General features: G+C 61.0%; 31 protein-coding genes. 22 read left to right on the forward strand and 9 right to left on the reverse strand.

What is annotated here, in order from left to right; translation table 11 throughout:
• The 9 genes from FHY50_RS04280 to FHY50_RS04315 form a co-directional block, all read right to left on the reverse strand.
• Positions 1-687, reverse strand: a complete 687-nt coding sequence (locus FHY50_RS04280; RefSeq protein WP_140047199.1) for a hypothetical protein — start codon at positions 685-687, stop codon at positions 1-3.
• Complete coding sequence (locus FHY50_RS14140; protein ID WP_166745497.1) at positions 684-857, reverse strand: hypothetical protein; 174 nt, start codon at positions 855-857, stop codon at positions 684-686. Before FHY50_RS14140 ends, FHY50_RS04280 begins: the two co-directional genes overlap by 4 nt.
• Positions 858-1,110: 253 nt before the next feature.
• A complete protein-coding gene (locus FHY50_RS04285) occupies positions 1,111-1,728 on the reverse strand; it encodes a hypothetical protein (RefSeq protein ID WP_140047201.1) in 618 nt (205 codons plus the stop codon).
• Between the two features lie 190 nt (positions 1,729-1,918).
• On the reverse strand, positions 1,919-2,254 hold the full coding sequence (locus FHY50_RS04290; RefSeq protein WP_140047202.1) for a DUF6197 family protein: 336 nt from the start codon (positions 2,252-2,254) through the stop codon (positions 1,919-1,921).
• Positions 2,251-2,520 (reverse strand): hypothetical protein, encoded by a 270-nt coding sequence (locus FHY50_RS04295; protein WP_140047204.1) that lies wholly within the window; start codon positions 2,518-2,520, stop codon positions 2,251-2,253. Before FHY50_RS04295 ends, FHY50_RS04290 begins: the two co-directional genes overlap by 4 nt.
• Positions 2,517-2,888 carry a hypothetical protein gene (locus tag FHY50_RS04300; protein WP_140047206.1) on the reverse strand — a complete coding sequence of 124 codons (372 nt, stop codon included), beginning with the start codon at positions 2,886-2,888 and terminating at the stop codon, positions 2,517-2,519. Before FHY50_RS04300 ends, FHY50_RS04295 begins: the two co-directional genes overlap by 4 nt.
• A 293-nt stretch (positions 2,889-3,181) precedes the next feature.
• Positions 3,182-3,457, reverse strand: a complete 276-nt coding sequence (locus FHY50_RS04305; RefSeq protein ID WP_140047208.1) for a hypothetical protein — start codon at positions 3,455-3,457, stop codon at positions 3,182-3,184.
• A 108-nt stretch (positions 3,458-3,565) separates the two neighbouring features.
• Positions 3,566-3,868: a hypothetical protein gene (locus FHY50_RS04310; RefSeq protein WP_140047210.1), complete on the reverse strand. Its 303-nt coding sequence runs from the start codon at positions 3,866-3,868 to the stop codon at positions 3,566-3,568.
• Complete coding sequence (locus tag FHY50_RS04315) at positions 3,865-4,539, reverse strand: LexA family protein (protein WP_140047212.1); 675 nt, start codon at positions 4,537-4,539, stop codon at positions 3,865-3,867. Before FHY50_RS04315 ends, FHY50_RS04310 begins: the two co-directional genes overlap by 4 nt.
• On the opposite strand from FHY50_RS04315, the gene FHY50_RS04320 reads away from it, so the two are divergent.
• The 22 genes from FHY50_RS04320 to FHY50_RS04420 all read left to right on the forward strand — a co-directional run bounded on the left by FHY50_RS04320 (position 4,538) and on the right by FHY50_RS04420 (position 17,971).
• Complete coding sequence (locus FHY50_RS04320) at positions 4,538-4,765, forward strand: helix-turn-helix domain-containing protein (protein WP_140047213.1); 228 nt, start codon at positions 4,538-4,540, stop codon at positions 4,763-4,765. The two genes, FHY50_RS04315 and FHY50_RS04320, sit on opposite strands and share 2 nt — an antisense overlap.
• A complete protein-coding gene (locus tag FHY50_RS04325) occupies positions 4,762-5,064 on the forward strand; it encodes a hypothetical protein (protein ID WP_140047215.1) in 303 nt (100 codons plus the stop codon). Before FHY50_RS04320 ends, FHY50_RS04325 begins: the two co-directional genes overlap by 4 nt.
• Positions 5,061-5,381 carry a hypothetical protein gene (locus tag FHY50_RS04330; RefSeq protein WP_140047217.1) on the forward strand — a complete coding sequence of 107 codons (321 nt, stop codon included), beginning with the start codon at positions 5,061-5,063 and terminating at the stop codon, positions 5,379-5,381. Before FHY50_RS04325 ends, FHY50_RS04330 begins: the two co-directional genes overlap by 4 nt.
• Before the next feature lie 175 nt (positions 5,382-5,556).
• Positions 5,557-5,745: a hypothetical protein gene (locus tag FHY50_RS04335; RefSeq protein WP_140047219.1), complete on the forward strand. Its 189-nt coding sequence runs from the start codon at positions 5,557-5,559 to the stop codon at positions 5,743-5,745.
• 68 nt (positions 5,746-5,813) lie between these two features.
• Entirely contained in the window at positions 5,814-6,221 is a 408-nt protein-coding gene (locus tag FHY50_RS04340; protein ID WP_166745499.1) for a helix-turn-helix domain-containing protein, read from the forward strand.
• Positions 6,218-6,991: a DNA methyltransferase gene (locus tag FHY50_RS04345; RefSeq protein ID WP_140047223.1), complete on the forward strand. Its 774-nt coding sequence runs from the start codon at positions 6,218-6,220 to the stop codon at positions 6,989-6,991. Before FHY50_RS04340 ends, FHY50_RS04345 begins: the two co-directional genes overlap by 4 nt.
• Positions 6,988-7,152 (forward strand): SANT/Myb-like DNA-binding domain-containing protein, encoded by a 165-nt coding sequence (locus FHY50_RS04350; RefSeq protein ID WP_140047225.1) that lies wholly within the window; start codon positions 6,988-6,990, stop codon positions 7,150-7,152. The genes FHY50_RS04345 and FHY50_RS04350 overlap by 4 nt, the downstream gene beginning before the upstream one ends.
• Complete coding sequence (locus FHY50_RS04355; protein ID WP_140047227.1) at positions 7,149-7,835, forward strand: hypothetical protein; 687 nt, start codon at positions 7,149-7,151, stop codon at positions 7,833-7,835. Before FHY50_RS04350 ends, FHY50_RS04355 begins: the two co-directional genes overlap by 4 nt.
• Complete coding sequence (locus FHY50_RS14145; RefSeq protein WP_166745500.1) at positions 7,832-8,002, forward strand: hypothetical protein; 171 nt, start codon at positions 7,832-7,834, stop codon at positions 8,000-8,002. The genes FHY50_RS04355 and FHY50_RS14145 overlap by 4 nt, the downstream gene beginning before the upstream one ends.
• A complete protein-coding gene (locus FHY50_RS04360; protein WP_140047229.1) occupies positions 7,999-8,352 on the forward strand; it encodes a RusA family crossover junction endodeoxyribonuclease in 354 nt (117 codons plus the stop codon). Before FHY50_RS14145 ends, FHY50_RS04360 begins: the two co-directional genes overlap by 4 nt.
• Positions 8,349-8,645, forward strand: a complete 297-nt coding sequence (locus FHY50_RS04365; protein ID WP_140047231.1) for a helix-turn-helix domain-containing protein — start codon at positions 8,349-8,351, stop codon at positions 8,643-8,645. Before FHY50_RS04360 ends, FHY50_RS04365 begins: the two co-directional genes overlap by 4 nt.
• On the forward strand, positions 8,642-9,475 hold the full coding sequence (locus tag FHY50_RS04370) for a hypothetical protein (RefSeq protein WP_166745501.1): 834 nt from the start codon (positions 8,642-8,644) through the stop codon (positions 9,473-9,475). The genes FHY50_RS04365 and FHY50_RS04370 overlap by 4 nt, the downstream gene beginning before the upstream one ends.
• A 67-nt stretch (positions 9,476-9,542) precedes the next feature.
• A complete protein-coding gene (locus FHY50_RS04375; RefSeq protein WP_140047235.1) occupies positions 9,543-9,857 on the forward strand; it encodes a hypothetical protein in 315 nt (104 codons plus the stop codon).
• Between the two features lie 166 nt (positions 9,858-10,023).
• Positions 10,024-10,596 (forward strand): hypothetical protein, encoded by a 573-nt coding sequence (locus FHY50_RS04380; RefSeq protein ID WP_140047237.1) that lies wholly within the window; start codon positions 10,024-10,026, stop codon positions 10,594-10,596.
• A gap of 208 nt (positions 10,597-10,804) precedes the next feature.
• Positions 10,805-11,212 carry a terminase small subunit-like protein gene (locus FHY50_RS04385; protein WP_140047239.1) on the forward strand — a complete coding sequence of 136 codons (408 nt, stop codon included), beginning with the start codon at positions 10,805-10,807 and terminating at the stop codon, positions 11,210-11,212.
• The gene (locus FHY50_RS04390) at positions 11,184-12,494 is read left to right on the forward strand and encodes a PBSX family phage terminase large subunit (RefSeq protein ID WP_140047240.1); all 1,311 of its coding nucleotides are present in this window, start codon (positions 11,184-11,186) and stop codon (positions 12,492-12,494) included. Before FHY50_RS04385 ends, FHY50_RS04390 begins: the two co-directional genes overlap by 29 nt.
• On the forward strand, positions 12,495-14,654 hold the full coding sequence (locus FHY50_RS04395; RefSeq protein ID WP_140047242.1) for a portal protein: 2,160 nt from the start codon (positions 12,495-12,497) through the stop codon (positions 14,652-14,654).
• Positions 14,647-14,997 carry a hypothetical protein gene (locus FHY50_RS04400; protein WP_140047245.1) on the forward strand — a complete coding sequence of 117 codons (351 nt, stop codon included), beginning with the start codon at positions 14,647-14,649 and terminating at the stop codon, positions 14,995-14,997. The genes FHY50_RS04395 and FHY50_RS04400 overlap by 8 nt, the downstream gene beginning before the upstream one ends.
• A gap of 48 nt (positions 14,998-15,045) precedes the next feature.
• The gene (locus tag FHY50_RS04405; protein ID WP_140047247.1) at positions 15,046-16,026 is read left to right on the forward strand and encodes a hypothetical protein; all 981 of its coding nucleotides are present in this window, start codon (positions 15,046-15,048) and stop codon (positions 16,024-16,026) included.
• Positions 16,027-16,082: 56 nt separating this feature from the next.
• A complete protein-coding gene (locus FHY50_RS04410; RefSeq protein WP_166745502.1) occupies positions 16,083-17,045 on the forward strand; it encodes a DUF5309 domain-containing protein in 963 nt (320 codons plus the stop codon).
• Positions 17,046-17,113: 68 nt separating this feature from the next.
• Positions 17,114-17,644, forward strand: a complete 531-nt coding sequence (locus FHY50_RS04415) for a hypothetical protein (protein WP_140047249.1) — start codon at positions 17,114-17,116, stop codon at positions 17,642-17,644.
• A gap of 15 nt (positions 17,645-17,659) precedes the next feature.
• Entirely contained in the window at positions 17,660-17,971 is a 312-nt protein-coding gene (locus FHY50_RS04420; RefSeq protein WP_244935293.1) for a hypothetical protein, read from the forward strand.
• Positions 17,972-17,978 lie beyond the last annotated feature (7 nt).

The following is a 17,978-nucleotide window of genomic DNA, read 5'->3' on the forward strand; positions in this document are numbered from 1 at the left end:
TTATGCTGCCTTTCGTTCGATGTTGAGTTTCAGTCCTGGGATCGCATCGGCACCGCGCCCTTCGGCGCTCGCGAGTTCGCAAAGCATTGCGAGGTATTGCTCGTTGCGGTTGGTCCACGCCCAGCGCGCGTAAGCGAGCGCGTCGACCATCTCGACGACGTAGGACGTGCGCAGGCCGGTAGCGGAGCGATCGACTTTGTTGGCGACCGCCTTGAGCTTGCTCGCCTGCTTGATCTGCTCTTCGGCGGCGAACCGGGTCTGTAGATTGTCCGACTGGCGCAAGGCGTCCTGTGCGGCCTTTTCCTTCGCCGCCGCTTCCTCGCGGGCCTTGCGCGCCGCTTCGTCCTTCGCCGCCTGCTTGGCGACGCGGTACGGGGTCAGCAGGCGCTTGATCTCAGCCGTTGCCAGATCGCAACGTTCGAGCAGCGGCTTCCATTTGGTCTGGACCGCCTTAGCCGCTTCGTCATGTGGGCGCTTTTCATCAGCGCGAGCAGCATCAGCCGCCTTGCGAGCGTCGCGGGCATTGTCGAGCAAGCCGTCAAGCGCTGCTTCCTGTTCGTCGGTGGTGACGGTACCACCGGCTACGGTGTCCGATATCAGCGCGAACAGGTCTTCGATGTTGATGGCGTGAATATCGAACACGGGAGGATTGTTGCCCCCGATCGCGAGGCGCGGATCGTCGGTCATGCCGCCAGCCTTTCGTCATGTTGCCGCTGCTGATCGCGGTAATCCGCGATGATGGTGCGGACCATTTGCCGCCAGAATGATGCCCGAGCGGGATTGGCGCGGACCATGAACCGGTAGTGCTGGATCATCCGGGCAAGCGAGATATCCTGCCCCATGTGACGAACGATCATCACAGCAGCCCCCAAAAGCACGCCCCACCGATCGCGAACGACAGCAGAGTAAAGAACGGGCTGAACGCGAACCGCTGGACTGGCGCGAGAGGCGCTAGACCCGGCTGTGCAGTCGGTTGGAATGCGCCATCGCCGACGCGGAACCCCTCGTGCGTGCTATGCGACTTGCGAGCTGCACGAACCCGCTCGACTAGCTCATGGTCAATGCGGTTGGCGGGGCGTTGAGCAATGGCCAAACTGGCGCGTGCAAGCGTCATGCCTCCGCACTCCCTGCTGCTGCCCATGCAAGGGCGCGCTGTGCCTGTTTGACAGTGATACCGATGTCAGATGCCATGCGTTCGGCGGGGGTGGCGAGTTCGTCGGCAATAGCCTTCGTGCGAGAGACGAAATCCTGCACGTAGTCGTGCGCGCCGTGCTTGATATGGTCGGCTCGCAAGTCGCGGATCAACGCCACCATGCGCTCGACAAGCGCCGGATCATAAGTCGGTAGCGATGCGGTGGGGGCTTCGGTGCGGGGGCGGTAGCCAATTATGTCGTAATCGTGGGGATCGTGCTCCCAACCCGTAACACGCGCGTCGCCATCTACATCGCCGCACCGATACAGAACCTCGCCACCATCCCAATCCGATGGCGCATCATCCCCGCCCGCCCACGGCACGAACGGCACGGCGTCAGGGTGATCGTTGTTCCACTGCTGGACCTTGCTGGCGAAGTGGTCGGCGGGGAGATGGTAGCGCTGGCCTTGGAAGCCAAAACTCCAATCCCTTGCAGTGGCATGAGCACCCTCGAACTGGACGGGCGTATCGCCCGGCAAATCCAGCGCCCGCATCTGTTCGCCAGTCAGTCCCGGCCCCCAGCTAATCTCCGTCATGCGTCGTCTCCCTCAAGAGCGCGCTCGGCACGAATGCGAGCAAGCGCGCCGGATTGTGCGGCTAACCAGCGGGTGTTCGGCCCAAGCTCGAACAGCGGCTCACAAGCGCCGTGGATCACTGCCGAGCGGTCCTGATCAGCCTGGGACCAGTCGTTCGTGACTGTGGCAAAGGTTCGGAGTGCAGAGCCGGTCATGCGCCTTGCTCACGGGCAAGGGCAGCGGCTTCACGTAGTTTGGCGACTACTTCGGCTTGGGTACGCTCGGGAGCGTCATTCCACTCCGAAATCGGCACTGCTCCAATCAACTTCCAAAGGAGCTTTTGAGGACCCGTGCCTTCTTCTTCGCTAGGCTCAGCGCCACAAGCCACGCTTATCGCGCCCAATGCACAAAAGCATGTCGCCTCTTTTGCGTAATACGTCTCACGTCCATATGCATCGAGCGCATAATAGTATTGCGTCCAAGCCCCTTGCGGCTCGATCAGGTCAGCGGCGCGGTCCAGCACTTCGGCTACGGTCAACTCGCTCATCGCACGCCCTCCGCGACCTTCCAGTCGTAACCGGACACAGCGTTGGCAGCGCGGATCGTACCGGCCTGCTCTACCAGCGCATCGCACTCGGTCAGAGCGCCGATCGCATCCAGCAGGTCTGCGTAGTCGTCGCTTTCAATGTACCGCAGCGGGTCGCGATGCAGACCAAGCCGCTCATGTACCGAGATAATCTCGCGTACCGTTGCCAGCTCGCGCTTGAGGCGAAGGGCGGGGGCGGACAGGGCTATGGTGGTGTGAGCGTTCATGCTGACACCTGAGAAAGTTCACAATCAGCGAGTTCCAGCGCCTCAAGAGCATTGCGCAGAGACTGGTCAATCCCGCTTTCGCTATTCTGGCAAAGTAGATGGCGCAGGTTGTCGATCGCTACATATGCGCGACCGAGCGTCGGCGACGCCCACTTCTCAGAACCGGGGAACGCATTGGCGTTATCGAAAGTGAAACGCAGAACTTCTCGGGCTTCGGCAACCGTCATTACGTGGGTGCCGTAGCGGTTGGCAGATGGGACGGTGGCAACCAGATCGGCGGCGACCGTATCAGGCAATGGCGCGCGGCAAAACGCTTCGGCCATCGCGTCAAGATCAAAAAACGTTTGGTGAGTGCACGAATGTGCCATCGTCTGCCTCCATCATCAAAACCTGAACTCATCCGTTCCGTGCGCGGGGTGACGCACGGTTGGGGGAGGTCAGCAGTGGCAGTTGCCGGAAATCGCGGGGTTGCCTCGCGGGCTACCGCACATTCCGCAGCGGCCTTGAGCGTAAAGCTGGCGTGCACGCAGAACGGCGGCCGAGTGCTGATGGTGGGTAATTGCCTCACCACAGCTGGCGCATTGGCTTCCCATGCTTGCCGTCTGGCAGCAGCTTGAGAACGGCGTCGAGTTGAACTCGTTGGCGCAGTAGGTGTGCGCCATCACGCTGCCTCCGCCATATCAATGGCAGGAAGCGCTTCGATTTCAGCTACAGGCGGCGTGCGATCAGCGGCGACATTACCGAGTGCGCGAGCAACCGCCTCAGCAATGCTGATATTGCTATGACCGCTTTTGCAGGGGTTGCCCGAACGCGAATAGCCTACCCAATGGAGGGTGGCGGTCCAGACCACGCGGTCGCCGACCGGCATGCGTCCGACATCAACGGTGCTAAGCCCGTTCGCCGTCGCGATCTGTTCGAGGGATTGTTCAAGACCCATTCTGTCCTCCATCATCACCAAAGGACCGATGCCCTTGGGGTGTGATGAGAGGTGTATGCCCATAGTGGGCAAGCGTCAAGAACTATTTTGCCCTTTATGGGCAAGGTGTCATTCGTAGCGCAGGTGGTCGTTGTACGTTCGGATTATCTCGGCTTGCTTGGTTTCAAGCGCGTCAATCGTGTCGTTGGCAGCGCTGAGGTCGCTCTTTGCCGTCGCCAGGTCGGCGGTGAGGTCATCGACAGCGGTTTCGAGATCGTCGAGCCGGGCGCGGTCCTGCTCGATCGCCGCCAGCGCGGAGCGGGCGTTAGCTAGAGCGACGTCGGCATGATCGTATGCCTCGCCTGCTGGTCCCATAGGGCGGTCACCGCACGCCGCCAGCGCGAGCGCCAGCAACAGCGCCGCCAGCTTCATACCGCCGACATGACGCCGACAATGCGCCCGATGACGGTGAAGGGGGTTTCGCCGATCAACATGGCGACGTGTGCCGGATTATTCGACGCGGGTTCAAGGCGGGGTGGATCGGCGCGATAGACCTTAGCGGTCGCTTCGCCGTCGCCATTCATCACCACGAACGCCTTGCCGCTTTCGAGCGCGAGCTGGTCGGGATCGACGACTATATACCCGCCCTGAGGTAGCAGCTTGTCCATGCTGTCGCCGTCTGGTTCGAGCGCGAAAGCATTGCGCCCGCCGAAAATAGTGGGGACGTGGCGGTTAGCGACCTGAACCGCTTCCTTCCAATTTCCGCACGCGACGCTGCCCAACATAGGCACCATGCGTAGCGCCTGCGGCACGCCTTCGGGAAGCATTAATTCATAGGGCTGGACGCCAAGCGGCCCGGCGAGACGCTCTGCCCAATGGTCGCTTAACCGCCGATCGCCGTTCTCCAACTTTACAAGCTGGTTCGCCGTCGTACCTGCCATTTCGGCTAAGGCTTTGCGGCTGAGACCCTGATGGTCGCGAAGCTGGCGGATGCGGTTCGACATACTGCATCGCTGGGCCAACGGCGAATATCTTGGAAGATACCCCGTCGGGCAAACAACGGCGCTTGACAGGTTGCCCACAATGGGCAAGATAGTCGCCATGACGCTCAAGGATTATCTCGCACAGCAGTCTGAGACGATTGAGGCGTTCGCCGCCCGCGTCGAGGCATCCTCCGGCATGATCCACAAGATCGTGTACGGCTCGCGCCAACCTTCACTGGAATTGGCATCGCGCATCGCAGTCGAGACGGGAGGCAAAGTACAGCCCCTCGACATGTTGATCGCACGTCCCGCCGCCCGCCCCTCTGGCGAGAAGGCAGCGGCATGAGCGGGGGCTATGTCATCAAGACGGTCGGTGAAGCGTGGGAACTCGCTCATGCTGGCGCGGTGGACGCGGCGAACAGGCAAATGCGCGCCGCCGGTCGCTCCAAGTGGAATCAGGACGACAGAGACTTTCATACCGGCAAGCTCCTGTCGATGCTCACTAGCATGGGCTTCCGCAATGACGATGGCGTGCCGACCAGCTTGTATTTCGTCATGCGCGAGGACCGCTCGGCACCGTATATTCTCGGTAACGCGCCTACGGACGCTCGCCCCTCTGATGAAGTGAGAGGAAAAGCGGCGTGAGCTTCTACCGCGAACGCAAGATCGTCGCGACGCGTAAGCCGCATCGCTGCTACGGTTGCTCGCATCTGATCGCCGCAGGAAATGGCGCTCTCTACATCGCTGCCAGCGACGAAGAGAATGGCGGTATCTGGCACGGTCATTACCACGCCGATTGCCGACAAGCGGAAATTGCCCTGAACGATTTGTTGGGTTTCTGCAACGGCGACGACTGGACAATTCTTTCAAATATCGAAGGCGAAGATCGTCCTTGGCTTGAAGCTGAATATCCTGCCGTATTTGCTCGCATGTTTCGCGCATCGCAACCGGTGCCCGCATGATCTCCCACCCCGCACATACTGCCACCCCCGTGCGGGCCAACTCGGGCGGCGTCGTCACCCCTGACGCCGCCCTTTTGTCTGATCTCGCTCGCGTCAAGGCGCTGTTCCAGCTTCGCGCTGTCGTCGCTGTGATGGGTGTGAGCCCCGATAGCATCGATCACGATCGGACGCCCGCATGAACGGCGCTTTGGTCCTCATCATCGGCCTTACATCGGCAGCGGCGATCGTCCTGATCCTGCTCTTCATGAACGCCTGCAAACTTAGCGGCGACGATTCCGACCAGCGCGTAGGCGAGCGCGAGCCTGAACGGCTTGGCATCGGTGGTGGCGCAGATTTCATTCCTCATGGGGAGCTAGATGCATGACGCACCGCAATACGTCTGTGGAACAAAGCGGCATAGTCACTCGCGATTGCGTAATTAACGCAGTTCGCATGGCCCTGCGCAACGCGACTATGGTGCAGCGGCATTTCACGGTCGAGCAGGTAGCGGCGACGTCGGGCGTCCCGGTACGCACCGTGCGATCGTACATGGCGAACGACGAAACCGAAGTGCGCGAGCCCACGCTGTCCAACGCGCTGTCGATAGCTTGCGTCCTGGGGCCGGTCGCAGTGAACGGCGTCCTGGCGCTGATCGGTTACGGCGGTGCCAAACCACTGGACGAACCCGACGCGATACAGCCGATGCAGATCGTCGCGACCGGGATGCAGCACTTCGCTGTGATCGCCGAAGCCGCTGCCGACAACCGCATCGATCATACCGAAGAGCAGCGCACCACGGAAGCGGCCGATGGGATCATCGCCACGTTCCTGCCGCTGTCGAGCGCGGGGAGGGCGAAGTGACCTACCAGCGCAAGGAAGTGATCGGAAACGCTACGCTTTACCTGGGGGATTGCCTTGAGATAATGCCTGCACTGCAGCGTCCATGCGCGATTTTTAGCGACCCGCCTTATGGGCAGGCTGTCAACACCAACGTCGTCAGTGCTGGCGGCAGTCGTAGGGCGGTGATCTACGACAAACGCCGCGAAGGTGCGACGCATCGTTATGCTGGTGGCGGCCTTCACTCGACAGGGCTTGCTCGTCAATGGCCTAAAGGCATCAAGGGTGATGATAAGCCGTTTGACCCTCGGCATCTAATCGACGCCACAGACAAGTGGTTACTGTGGGGCGCTCATAAGTTTGGCCATCGTCTTCCGAAAGCGCGCACTTTAGTCTGGGACAAGGTGCCGACCGGCAAAGTCCGCGATCAAGGAGATGGCGAGACTGCCGCCTGCAGCGTAGACCCGAACGCGGCATTGCGCATTTATCGTTTGCTGTGGGACGGCGTTTGCGTCGGTTCTGCCGCACGACATGAAGTCACGGCAGGGCAGCAGCGCGAACATCCAACACAAAAGCCCGAAGCACTAATCGCGTGGTGCCTGCCATTCCTGAAATTGCAGCCCGATAGCCTCGTATGTGACCCCTACATGGGCGCGGGCAGCACCGGCATGGCGGTTGTAAAGGCTGGGCACCGCTTTGTCGGGATTGAGCTAGAGCCTCTTTATTTCGATGCCGCCTGCCGCCGCATTGAGGACGCCCAGCGCCAAGGCTCTTTGTTCGGAGCCGCAGCATGACCGCCCCCGCATGGACCCCCGCCGAGGACAAGCTGCTGCTCGCTGCTGCCGAGCATACCGACCTGTCATGGGCGATCCTTTCGCTGGACCACTTCCCCCGCCGCACGCCGATGGAGCTTCAACAGCGCCACAGCGAGCTTAGCCGGGAGAGCGTGGGATGACGTATCCAACGCCCCCTGAGACAGTCCGTCGCGTCGAAGCGGCGCTGAGGACAACGACTGATTCCTACAGTCAGATCGCTTTGGTTTACGGCATCGCTCGCAAGACGGTAGCCGCAATTGCGAACCGTATCGGCTGCGTCCGCGAGGCTCCGCAAAAGCGGATGCTGCCCGAAGACTTCGGCCAATACGCGCCCTCCGAAAGCAACGACGAGCTGATGCAGCGTTACAATGTCGCGATCGGCGTTGTTTATCGCTGGAGGGTCGAGTCAGGAATTAGCGGTTTGGACCGTCTTGCCCCTCGCTCGGCCCCGAAAAGCCTTGGGCTGGCTGCAACGACGATGACGCGCAAGGAACTGTGCGATCACTTCAAGGTCGGCGATGGCACCCTTCGCCGCTGGCTTGCCGAGACAGGCGTAAAGCCGCGTCGCCCTCAGGTGAAGAAGGCCCACCGCCCCGCAGTAACGCGCCTATGCAAAAACTCTGACGGATCACTGGCCGGTCGAGCTGTTGAGGAATGCCTGCGGTTCTACGGTCCAGTGCATCGCTGCAATGCCGATGGTCGCACCAACGATGCCGGTACTCACTGGCGGCGCGGCATGGCGGTGCTGACCGATGCCGACGTGATCGAGCGTGCCGAGCGCCTGGGCTGGTCTGCCGACGAATGGCGGAAGGTGGCAGCATGATCCGCAAGATCATCGCCAAGCTGTTTCCAGCCTCACCACAGCCCGACGCCAGAACCAAGCGCATCATGGAGCGCAACACCCGCTTGCAGCCCCGTAGGGACCGTGAGGCGGCACGCGAGGCACAAAGGCTACGCGAGTGCCGCGAACGGATGGAGCGGGCGCTGTGATCGAGCTGGGCTGGCCCGCCAAGCCATTGTGGCCGAACTTCCGGTCTCGTTCCCATTGGCCAAAAACGCAGGCGCTCAAGGTGGCGAGGGCGGAAGCGTACTATGCGACCAAAGCTGCACGGTTAGGGCTGATCGCGGGCGACGGTATCATTCCGGTGCAGGCAACGTTCAATCCGCCCGATCGCCGGACCCGAGATTACGACAACTGCTCCTCGACCCTCAAGCCGTTCTTCGACGGTATCGCCGATGCGCTTGGGGTGAACGATAGCTCGTTTCGGCCGCAGCCGATCATCGTCGGGGACGTCGTCAAGGGCGGCCGGCTAACTGTCACGATCGGAGAGGTGGCATGACCCGTATCACCACCGCCCAAGCCAACTCGGTCTATCAGCAGGTAGCAGACGCAGCCGGGATGGAGTTGGACAAGTTGCTCAGCGAAAGCAAGCAGCCTTCGGTCTGCCGTATCCGCTACATCGTTATGCGCGCGCTGCGGGATGCAGGGGCTTCGCTCACCAATATCGGCCGCTTGATGCTGCTCGACCACAGCACGGTCCTTAGCGGGCTTTCCCGGTACGAGCAGTTGCGCGACGACGATGCGGACTATGCTGCTCTGGCGGACCATGTGCTGGCGAGGTGCCGGGCATGAGCGGGTATGCTTGCTTCCACCGTAGCCTAGTTGGGCACCCGGCGTTCCGCAACGACGCCGAAGCCATGGCGTTTGCCTACATGGTGCTGCGCGCCTCGTGGAAGCCAACACGCGTCCGATACAAAGGGCGAGCGGTAGACCTGAAGCGCGGACAGCTCTCAATCTCGCAAAGAGACATGGCGACCGCGCTCGACCGCGACAAAGCATGGGTCGAGCGGCTGTGGAAGCGGTTGCGAGACGAGGGCATGATTGCGCTAAAAAACGAGGCATCACCCGAGGCAGGGGTAGGGGGAGCTGGCAAGGCAAGGCGTGAGGCAGGACCGTCCGTCATAACCATCTGCAATTACGACAAATATCAGCATTCTAACGATGAGCGTGAGGCACCAAACGAGGCAGGTAGTGAGGCAGAGGCAAGGCAGGCGCAAGGCACAGAACAAGTAAGGGAAAAAGGGAAGAAAGAAGATACACTCCCTAGCGGGAGTGTTGCGCACGCACGCAAAGCCGATCCCTTTCCTCGACCCGACTGGGCTGATCCTCAAGTCTGGTCCGACTTCCTCGCCAACCGCAGGAAGAAGCGGCTCACCAACACACCGACCGCCCACAAGGGCTTCCTCGCCGATATCGCTCGCAACACCGACGAATGCTGGCCCCCTGGTCGGCTGCTCGAAGTGGCGACGCGCAAAGGCCATGGCGCGATTTATCCATCCATCAAGGACGGCGACAATGGACGACAGCAGCATCATTCCAACGGGCGATCGGCAAGCGGTTACGGTGCAACCGTCGATGCAGCGGAGCTTGCAATGCAGGATTTCGGATATCACCGACATTGACCCTGCCAACCCTGCCGAGATCATCCAGGAACTGACGCCGTGCCTCGCGCTAGTCGCCGGATCGGGGATGGACACCGACACCCGCCGCCTGTGGTACAACGCCGCCGTCCGCGCCCTCGAGGGGATGCCGATTGGCCTAGTTCGTCGGGGAGCCCAAGCGGCGATGGTCAAGGCCGACCACCCGAGCAAAATCATCCCGGCGATCATCAAGGAAGTCGAGAGCGATTGGAACTGGCGCAAGCGGATGAAGTCGCCAGCGATCACTGCGATCCCGTACCGCCCTGAGCGCCCGATGATGTCGGAAGCCGAGCGCACCGAAGTGGGCGGCATGATGCGCCAGCTGGTCGAGAAAATGCAGCGCACGGCACCGCAGTTCCCATGAAGAACACCGGCCATCCACCATCCCATGAGCTGGTCGATATCCGACTGGAGACGGGACACACCCGCCGCGCGGTAAGTTCGTCAAAGTACGACTGGCGACTAGCAGGGAAGTGCGCAGGCATCCCGATAGCGTCGTGGCGCATTTCCGATGAACCAAGAGGGGGGAAGTGATGGGCAAGGCGACAGCACAGCGGAAGCCGCCGGTAATCACCCCGAGCGGAGAGGATGCGACGCCGTTTCGGCTCAATCACAACGAGGCTTGCGTTGTCGAGGCATTGCGCGTTGGCAGGGAGCGCATGGGCAAAGCTCGTTGCATCGTGCCGCCGATCGAAACCCTCTATGCCAGTGGGAAGCTATCGGAAGGCCAATACTACGCTTTGCGGTATTATGGCGAGCAAGCGCGACTAGCGCAGCGGTCTTTGATCAAAGATAGCCTTGACCGGGAGATAGGCGGCGGAGGCGATCATTATTCAGCAGAGCTTATCTCGGCCGAGATCGAGACTGGCAGGATCGAGCGTGAGCTGGGCGCGCTTCGAGAGATCGCCTATCACGTCGCGGTTGAGGAAAAGACGCTAGCTACTTGGTGCATCCAACGACATGGGGGTCGCGAACGGTATGGGCCTGGCGGGAAGTTCGTTGCGCTGGTGCCGATCCGCGAAAAAGAGAACATGCGATTGGCGTTGATTGAACTGAAATCCGCAGCCGGAAAGATCGTGCATAAGGTCCAGTTCCGCTATTGACCTTTGGCGGATAATATGGCAGTGCACAGGCAAGCTATTCGAGCCGCGCCTAGAGATGGGTCGCGGCTTTTTTCGTATTCGCGCAGCCCCGGCATTCTAAGGCACTGCGCGAACCCGCCAGCGGAAGCACCCGACGCGATCACAGCAAAGCGATGGCGCATAGCGATCGGCACTGTTCGCGCTGGCGGGATATATTCAGGAGAGAGGCATGGGACGGCCCACCGACTACACGTCGGAGCTGGCTGACGCGATCTGCGATAGGCTTGCCGCGGACGAAAGTTTGGTGAGCATTTGTCGCGACGATGCCATGCCTTCGACCACTACTGTTCATCGCTGGAGGCAAGAGCGCCCCGAGTTTCGGGCCAACTACGCGCGCGCGAGAGAGGAGCAGGGTCATACGGTAGCGGACATGCTGGGTGATATTCGCCGCATGGTTCTGAGCGGCAAAATCGAACCGGCTGTAGCAACCGCGGCTGCCAGCATTGCTAAATGGGAAGCGGGCCGGCGAGCACCGAGGGACTTTGGCGATAAGCTCGAATTGGCAGGCGATCCAGACAGGCCACTAGTTCACAAGATTGAGCGCCAGATTGTCCGTCCTGCAAATTCCGACAGCTGAGGTCTTTGTTCCGCTGCTGGCACCGGCAAGGGACAAGGTGGCGCATGGCGGTCGAGGATCGGGAAAGTCGCATTTCTTCGCGGGGATGATGATTGAGGACAGTCTTGCGCATCCCGGCGACAATGCGGGCGAGGGTCTTCGATCGGTCTGCATTCGCGAGGTTCAAAAGGATCTGGCGCAGTCGTCCAAACTGCTGCTCGAAACGAAGCTATCCGACTTCGGGCTAGGCGAGGCGGACGGATTCAAGGTTTTCCGCGACGTGATCCGCACGCCGGGCGATGGGCTTATCATCTTCAAGGGGATGAACGACTACACCGCCGACAGCATCAAGTCGCTGGAGGGTTTCAAGCGGGGCTGGTGGGAAGAGGCCCACGGCGCGACGCAGAACAGCATCGGCCTGTATCGCCCGACAATGCGCGCCAGTGGTTCGCAGATGTGGTGGAGCTACAACCCTAGGCGCAAGACCGATCCGGTCGATGTGATGTTTCGAGGATCGGAACGACCGACCGGTGCTGTGGTGGTCAAGGCGAACTATCGCGACAACCCGTGGTGGACCGCAGAGCTTGAGCAGGAGCGACAGGACAGCCTGCGGATGCGGCCTGATGATTACCCCCATATTTGGGAAGGTGATTATGTTACGGTCATCGAAGGGGCTTACTACGCCAAGGTTCTGAACGCGGCGAGGGCGGCGGGCAGGATCGGTAAGGTTGCTGCTGACCCGCTGATGACGATCCGGTTGTTCGCCGACATCGGTGGCACCGGGGCAAGGGCTGATGCCTTCACGATGTGGGCGGCACAGTTCATCGGCCGCGAAGTCCGGGCTCTGGATTATTACGAGAGCGTCGGACAGCCGCTCGATGCGCATTTGGCGTGGATGCGGTCTAAGGGCTTCACGCCTGATCGCGCGCAGATTTGGTTGCCGCACGATGGGGCAACGCAGGACAAGGTTTACGCGGTAAGCTACGAAAGCGCGCTGCGGCAGGCTGGTTACACGGTCACGGTTGTTCCGAACCAGGGCAAGGGCGCTGCATCGGCTCGCATCGAAGCAGGACGCAGGCTGTTCCCGTCAATCTGGTTCAATGCTGACACCTGCGATGCAGGATTGGACGCGCTGGGCTGGTATCACGAGCGCAAGGACGACAGCCGGGGCATCGGCCTTGGTCCTGAGCATGATTGGGCATCGCACGGCGCTGATGCCTTCGGGTTGATGGCTGTTGCCTACGAAGCGCCAAAGCAGAGCGCACCGCTTGATCTAAGCAAATTAATGAGGGGGGTGGTGTAAATGGCAACGCGCCCGATCGACCCCGCTCTTGATCCCGTCAACGCATGGCCAGTCGAGGAAGAGCAGGGCAAGCCCGCCATTGATCTTATCGAGCTGACCGCCGCTTTGCAGCGCGAGTATGAGGCTGCGGATAGCGAGTGGGATCGCCTTCGCGACGTTCATCTTCTGGCGCACAAATATTACGAGGCCAAGCCGTTCGGCAACGAGGTGTTCGGCCGCAGTCAGATCGTCCTGCCCGACGTGCAGGAGACGATCGACTATATGGCGGTATCGGTCCTGCGCACGTTCGCCAGCGGTGACCGCGTTGTCGAGTTCGAGGCGACCGACGAAGAGGACGAGCAAGCTGTTGACGAGGCCACGGCGGCGATCGGCTACAACTTCATGCGGCAACAGGACGGCTATCGCGTTTTGCATGACTGGTGCGTGGCGGGGCTGCTGGAGCGATACAGCGTCACCAAGACGACGGTAGTCACCGAAGAGCGTGTAACCCGCGAGCGCATCCAGATCAGCGACCCTGTCGAGCTAGAGGGCATCGACGCCGAAATCGAGGATATCGAGGAAGGCGAGCAGGGGCTGATCGTTTCGATAAAGCGCGAGCGGCGTGAGAAGCGGTTTGTCGATCTGGCCATTCCGGCAAGCGAGTTCCGGTTTTCGCCAATGGCTCGGCATGAGGACGAATCCGACTATCTCGCCCACTGTCCCGCAAAGTCACGTTCCGATCTGGTGGACATGGGTTTTGACCGCGAGCAAGTTTATTCGCTCCCGGCGTATTCGAAGATTCCCGACGATCTCAAGAACGACGATCATTGGCCTGCTGCGGAAAGCACGTCGGCGCTGGAGCTTGTCCAGCTTTGTGAGGAATATGCCCGCATCGACATCGACGGCGACGGCATTGCCGAGCGCATCAAGGTGTTTCGGGTCGAAAACGAGATACTGCGCTGGGCTGACGGCGAGCTGGCGATTGAGACTGTCGAGGAACAGCCTTTCGCGGTGTTCTGCCCATTCCCCCGCCCGCATCGGCTCGTAGGATACAGCCTCGCCGACAAGGTGATGGATATCCAGTTGGCCCGCTCGACGGTGGCCAGGCAATTGTTCGACGGTATGTACAACGCGAACATGCCGCGTCCCGTGGTCGACACCAACATGATGGACGAAAACACGATCGACGATCTGCTTTCGCCGATTGCTGGTTCCCCGATCCGGGCAAAGGGTCCGAACGCGGTCACGCCGTACCAGACGGCTTTCGACGTCGGAAAATCGTTGTCGGTGCTGGAGTGGGCTACCGGGGAGCGTGAGAGCCGCACTGGCATCACGCGGCTTAACCAGGGCCTTGACGCAGACACGCTGAACAAGACTGCTACCGGAACGGCGCTGATGCAGGCGCAGGGTCAGCAGCAGGAAGAGTTTATCGCCCGCAATCTGGCGGAAGCATTTTCGCGGCTTATGGCGAAGAAGTACCGTTTGATGCGCCGTGAGGGTGAACCGTTCAAAGCCAAGGTCGATGGCCGGTATAAGATGATCGACCCGGGCAAATGGCCCGAGGACATGAACGTCACCATCCGGGTCGGTTTGGGTACGGGTAGCAAGGAAAAGCGCATCCAGGCTCGCATGGCGCTGGCACCGATTATGGCAGAAGGTTTTGCCAACAAGCAGGTCACTCCGAAGCACCTGTTCAACGCGGTTGATGGGCTCATTCGCGATCTGGGGCTTGGGCAGGGCGATGATTACTGGGTGGACCCCGATGCTCCGCCTGAGGTCGATCCTGCCACTGGTCAGCCTGTTGAAGAGCAGGAGCAGCCGGACCCAGAGGCGCTTGTTGCTCAGGCGGAACAGCAGCGCGAAGACGCTAAGTTTCAGGCTGAGCAACAGCGCGAGCAGGCAAAGCTACAGGCTCAGCAGCAGTATGAAGCCGCCAAGCTGGAAATCACTCGCCAGACCAACGCAGCGAACATCGAGGCGATGCGCGAAAAGCACGGTCTGGAAATGGAATTGGCACGCGATCGGGCAGCGTTCGAGGCACAGCAGGCGCGAGAAACGGCCGATCGCGAGTTCGAGCTGGAGGTGTACCGCATCGAACGGCAGTCGGAGCTTGGTCGCATGAAGGCTGAACATGAGGCTGGTTTGCGGAAAAATCGACCGGGAGGCGCGCTAGATGCGTAAGATGATCGACCGCATCGCCGCATATTTCGGGTTCGTCCGCGCCACGGCTCGCGAATATTCCCGCATCAACAATGGGGCGGACTCAGTTGCTCGCGGCCAGCGTTGGGAAGTGTTCTACGCCGAAGACGGTGGCATTCGCGATATGATCGCGGGCCTGCGTCGTGGCTATTTTGAGAAGGTCGGGGGCCTCAAGCCCGGCGACACAGAAAGTTTGATCGCTCTGGGCATGGCGGATCGCATCGCACGCGAGATCGACCGCGAGGTTCAGACGATTATCGAAACCGGTAAGCTGCGTCAGTTTGACGAGCAGCACGCCAACAAGATCGCCGCCATTCGGCGATAGCCGCCCCCGTCGCGATGATGGTGGCAAGCCCACAGAAGGAAGCAACTCATGGCCCATCCGGAAACGGAAGCCGTTGATGCGCCTGTCGACGACATGGACAGCGCGGCGGCGGCAATCGGTAAACTCATGGGCGGGGATGATGAGCCCCGCGACGATGACGAGGATTCAGAGCCCGATAGCGAAGGTGAACCGGAAGACGGCGACCTGGACCTTGAGGGTGACGAAGAGGAAGGCGAGGACGACGAACCGGAAAGCCCGGCCATCGAAGCCCCCGCCAGCCTTAGCGCGGAAGAAAAGGCTCGGTATGCGCAGCTTCCACCGGAAGCCCAGCGCCTGATTGCCGAAGTCGAGACGCGCAGAAACGGCCAGGTACAACAGGCCACCACGAAGGCAGCGGAAGCCCAGCGTGTAGCGGAAGCGCGCGCAGCCCAAGCCGACGCACAGGCGAAGGCGGTCTACGCCCAGCAGTTGAAGGCATTTGCGGACGGCATTGCCCCGCAGCGGCCCGATCCTCGCTTGGCTCAAGCCGATCCTGCGACCTACATTGCCATGCAAGCGCAGTATGAGGCGGCACGCGCTCAGCACGACGAGTTCGTGCAGCAGGTGCAGTCTCTTGAAAGCGAAGCCGCAACTCAGATGACGGAAACCGAGATTGCCGAGCGCAACCGTGCGTTGCTGGCAATTCCGGAAGTCCAGAACGAGGAAACCCGAGCGGTCTTTTTCGAAAAGGCCGAGACGGCGGCGAAGCGAATTGGTCTCGATATTGGCGAACTGACCCGCAAGGCGTCGGCGAGCGAACTTAAGGCGCTGCGGGATATCGCGGACGCTTTCGAGAAGGCCGACAAGTACGACACGGCCATGACCAAGCAGATGCAGCGCGTGCGCGATGGCAGGAAAGTGAAAACCGCAAAACCTAATGCTGCCCAGCCCAGCAGCAGCGAAGGTCGCGGGTATCGCGAAGCAAGACAACGGCTGAGCAAGAGTGGCGATGTGCGTGATGCCGCCGCCGCGATTGCCGGACTCCGCTAACCCAAGAGGCTTCCACGTCGGACGACGTTGACCCTCCCTTTGATGGAACCTTTATCATGGCAGTACCAAGCAACACCATTCAAACGGTGACCCGCGTCGGTAACAGGGAAGACCTGTCCGACATCATCTACAACATCAGCCCGACCGAAACCCCGTTCGTTACCGCGATCGGGCGTGAATCGGCCAGCGCCGTTTATCACGAGTGGCAGACGGACGCGCTGGTTTCGGCCAACGCGAACAACTTCGCGGTTCAGGGCGACGATCTGTCGAACGAGAACCGCCCGGCGACCACGCGCCTGGGTAACTACACCCAGATTTTCACCAAGGTCGTCGGCACTTCGACCACCCAGATGGCCACCAAGTCAGCGGGTCGGTCGAACGAGCATAGCTTCCAGCTTGCCAAGGCGGGCAAGGAGATCAAGCGCGACATGGAGGCTCGCTATACGGGCAACTATGCGGCGGTGCCTCCTGCGGCCTCCACGGCGGGTCAGTCGGCAGGTGCGCTAGCGTTCATGCGTACCAATACCTCGCGCGGTGTCGGCGGCGTCAATCCGACGCTTTCCGGCACCACCACCGGCTATCCCAACGCCGCAGCTACCAACGGCACGCAGCGGGCTTTCACCGAAGCGCTGTTGAAGGCGTCGATTGCGTCGGCATGGAATGCGGGCGGTGATCCTACGCTGGTCATCATGTCGCTTGGCCAGAAGCAGATCGCAGCGACGTTCACCGGGCTTGCTCAGCAGCGTCGCGAGACGGGCAGCAAGCGCCTGACGATCGTCGCCGGTGCCGATGTGTACGTTTCGGACGTCGGCGAGTTGCAGTTCGTGCCTGACCGGTTCTGCTCGGCCCGTGATGCTTTGATCATCGATCCGGAAATGTGGGCAATCGCCACGCTGGACCCGATGCAGAAGCGCAAGCTGGCCGTCACTGGCCTTGCCGATCGCGATGCGATGTACACCGAGCAAACGCTTGTCTGCAAGAACGACGGAGCGTCGGCGGTGATCGCCGATCTGACCTGATCCACGGGGCTTTAGGCCGGGGTGCCGAGCGGGCGTCCCGGCCATTTTCGTTTTGAGGAGAGTACATCATGGCACGCAAGCCGAACGAGGTTGAGAAGACCGACGAAGACAAGATGATTTCGGACAGCCAGGGCAAGAATCTGCCCGAAACCAACGAGGCTGGCGAACGTGCACCGGCAGTTCGCGATCTGCCACCGGCCAATCCGTTGGGTGAGCCGGTTCGGCCCGCCGAAGAGTATCCGAACATTTCGGAAGCCGGAAAGCAGGCTGCGGCGCTCGGGATCAAGACCGAGGAATCGAACGGTGATTTTCCTTTCGGGGAAACCATCGTCGAGCATCCGGTTTCGCCGACCGACGCAGTTCCGAACCCGCATGGCCAGCGCAGCAATCCCGACGCTGAAATGGTCATCAACACCGACGTCAAGGGTCGTGCCACTCGCGAACCGCGCGACGAAAGCGGCGACGTCGAGGTCACCGGTTCCGACACGCTGACCGAGCCGGTTCACCTGGGTGACGGACGTACGCTGGCCAAGGGCGACAAGGCCAAGGTCAGCAAGGACGTGGCCAAGACGCTGCGCGACAACAAGCAGGTCAGCTAATCCATGACTGAACGCTTGCTCGACTTCGATCCCTCAACGGGGATGAAGACATGGTTTTCGAGCAGCGACGATGACGGGGGGACGTGGAACCTGCGTTATGAGCAGGACACGTCCCCTATCCTCGATCGCAATAAGGAAAGCCAGGCAGAGGGGTTCGATAAGCGCGCCGACATGTGGCACGCGGCGTCGATCCCCAACGTCGTGTTGATGGAATGGCTGACAAAGCACGGCGTGCGATATTGGGATCGCAACCATGCGCCCGCAGTCAAGCGCCTGCTGAACAGCGACGAATACCGCCACCTGCGCGTCAAGAATTTCATCATTTAGGAGCGCG

The organism is Sphingomonas japonica (assembly GCF_006346325.1).
Lineage (GTDB): Bacteria > Pseudomonadota > Alphaproteobacteria > Sphingomonadales > Sphingomonadaceae > Sphingomonas > Sphingomonas japonica.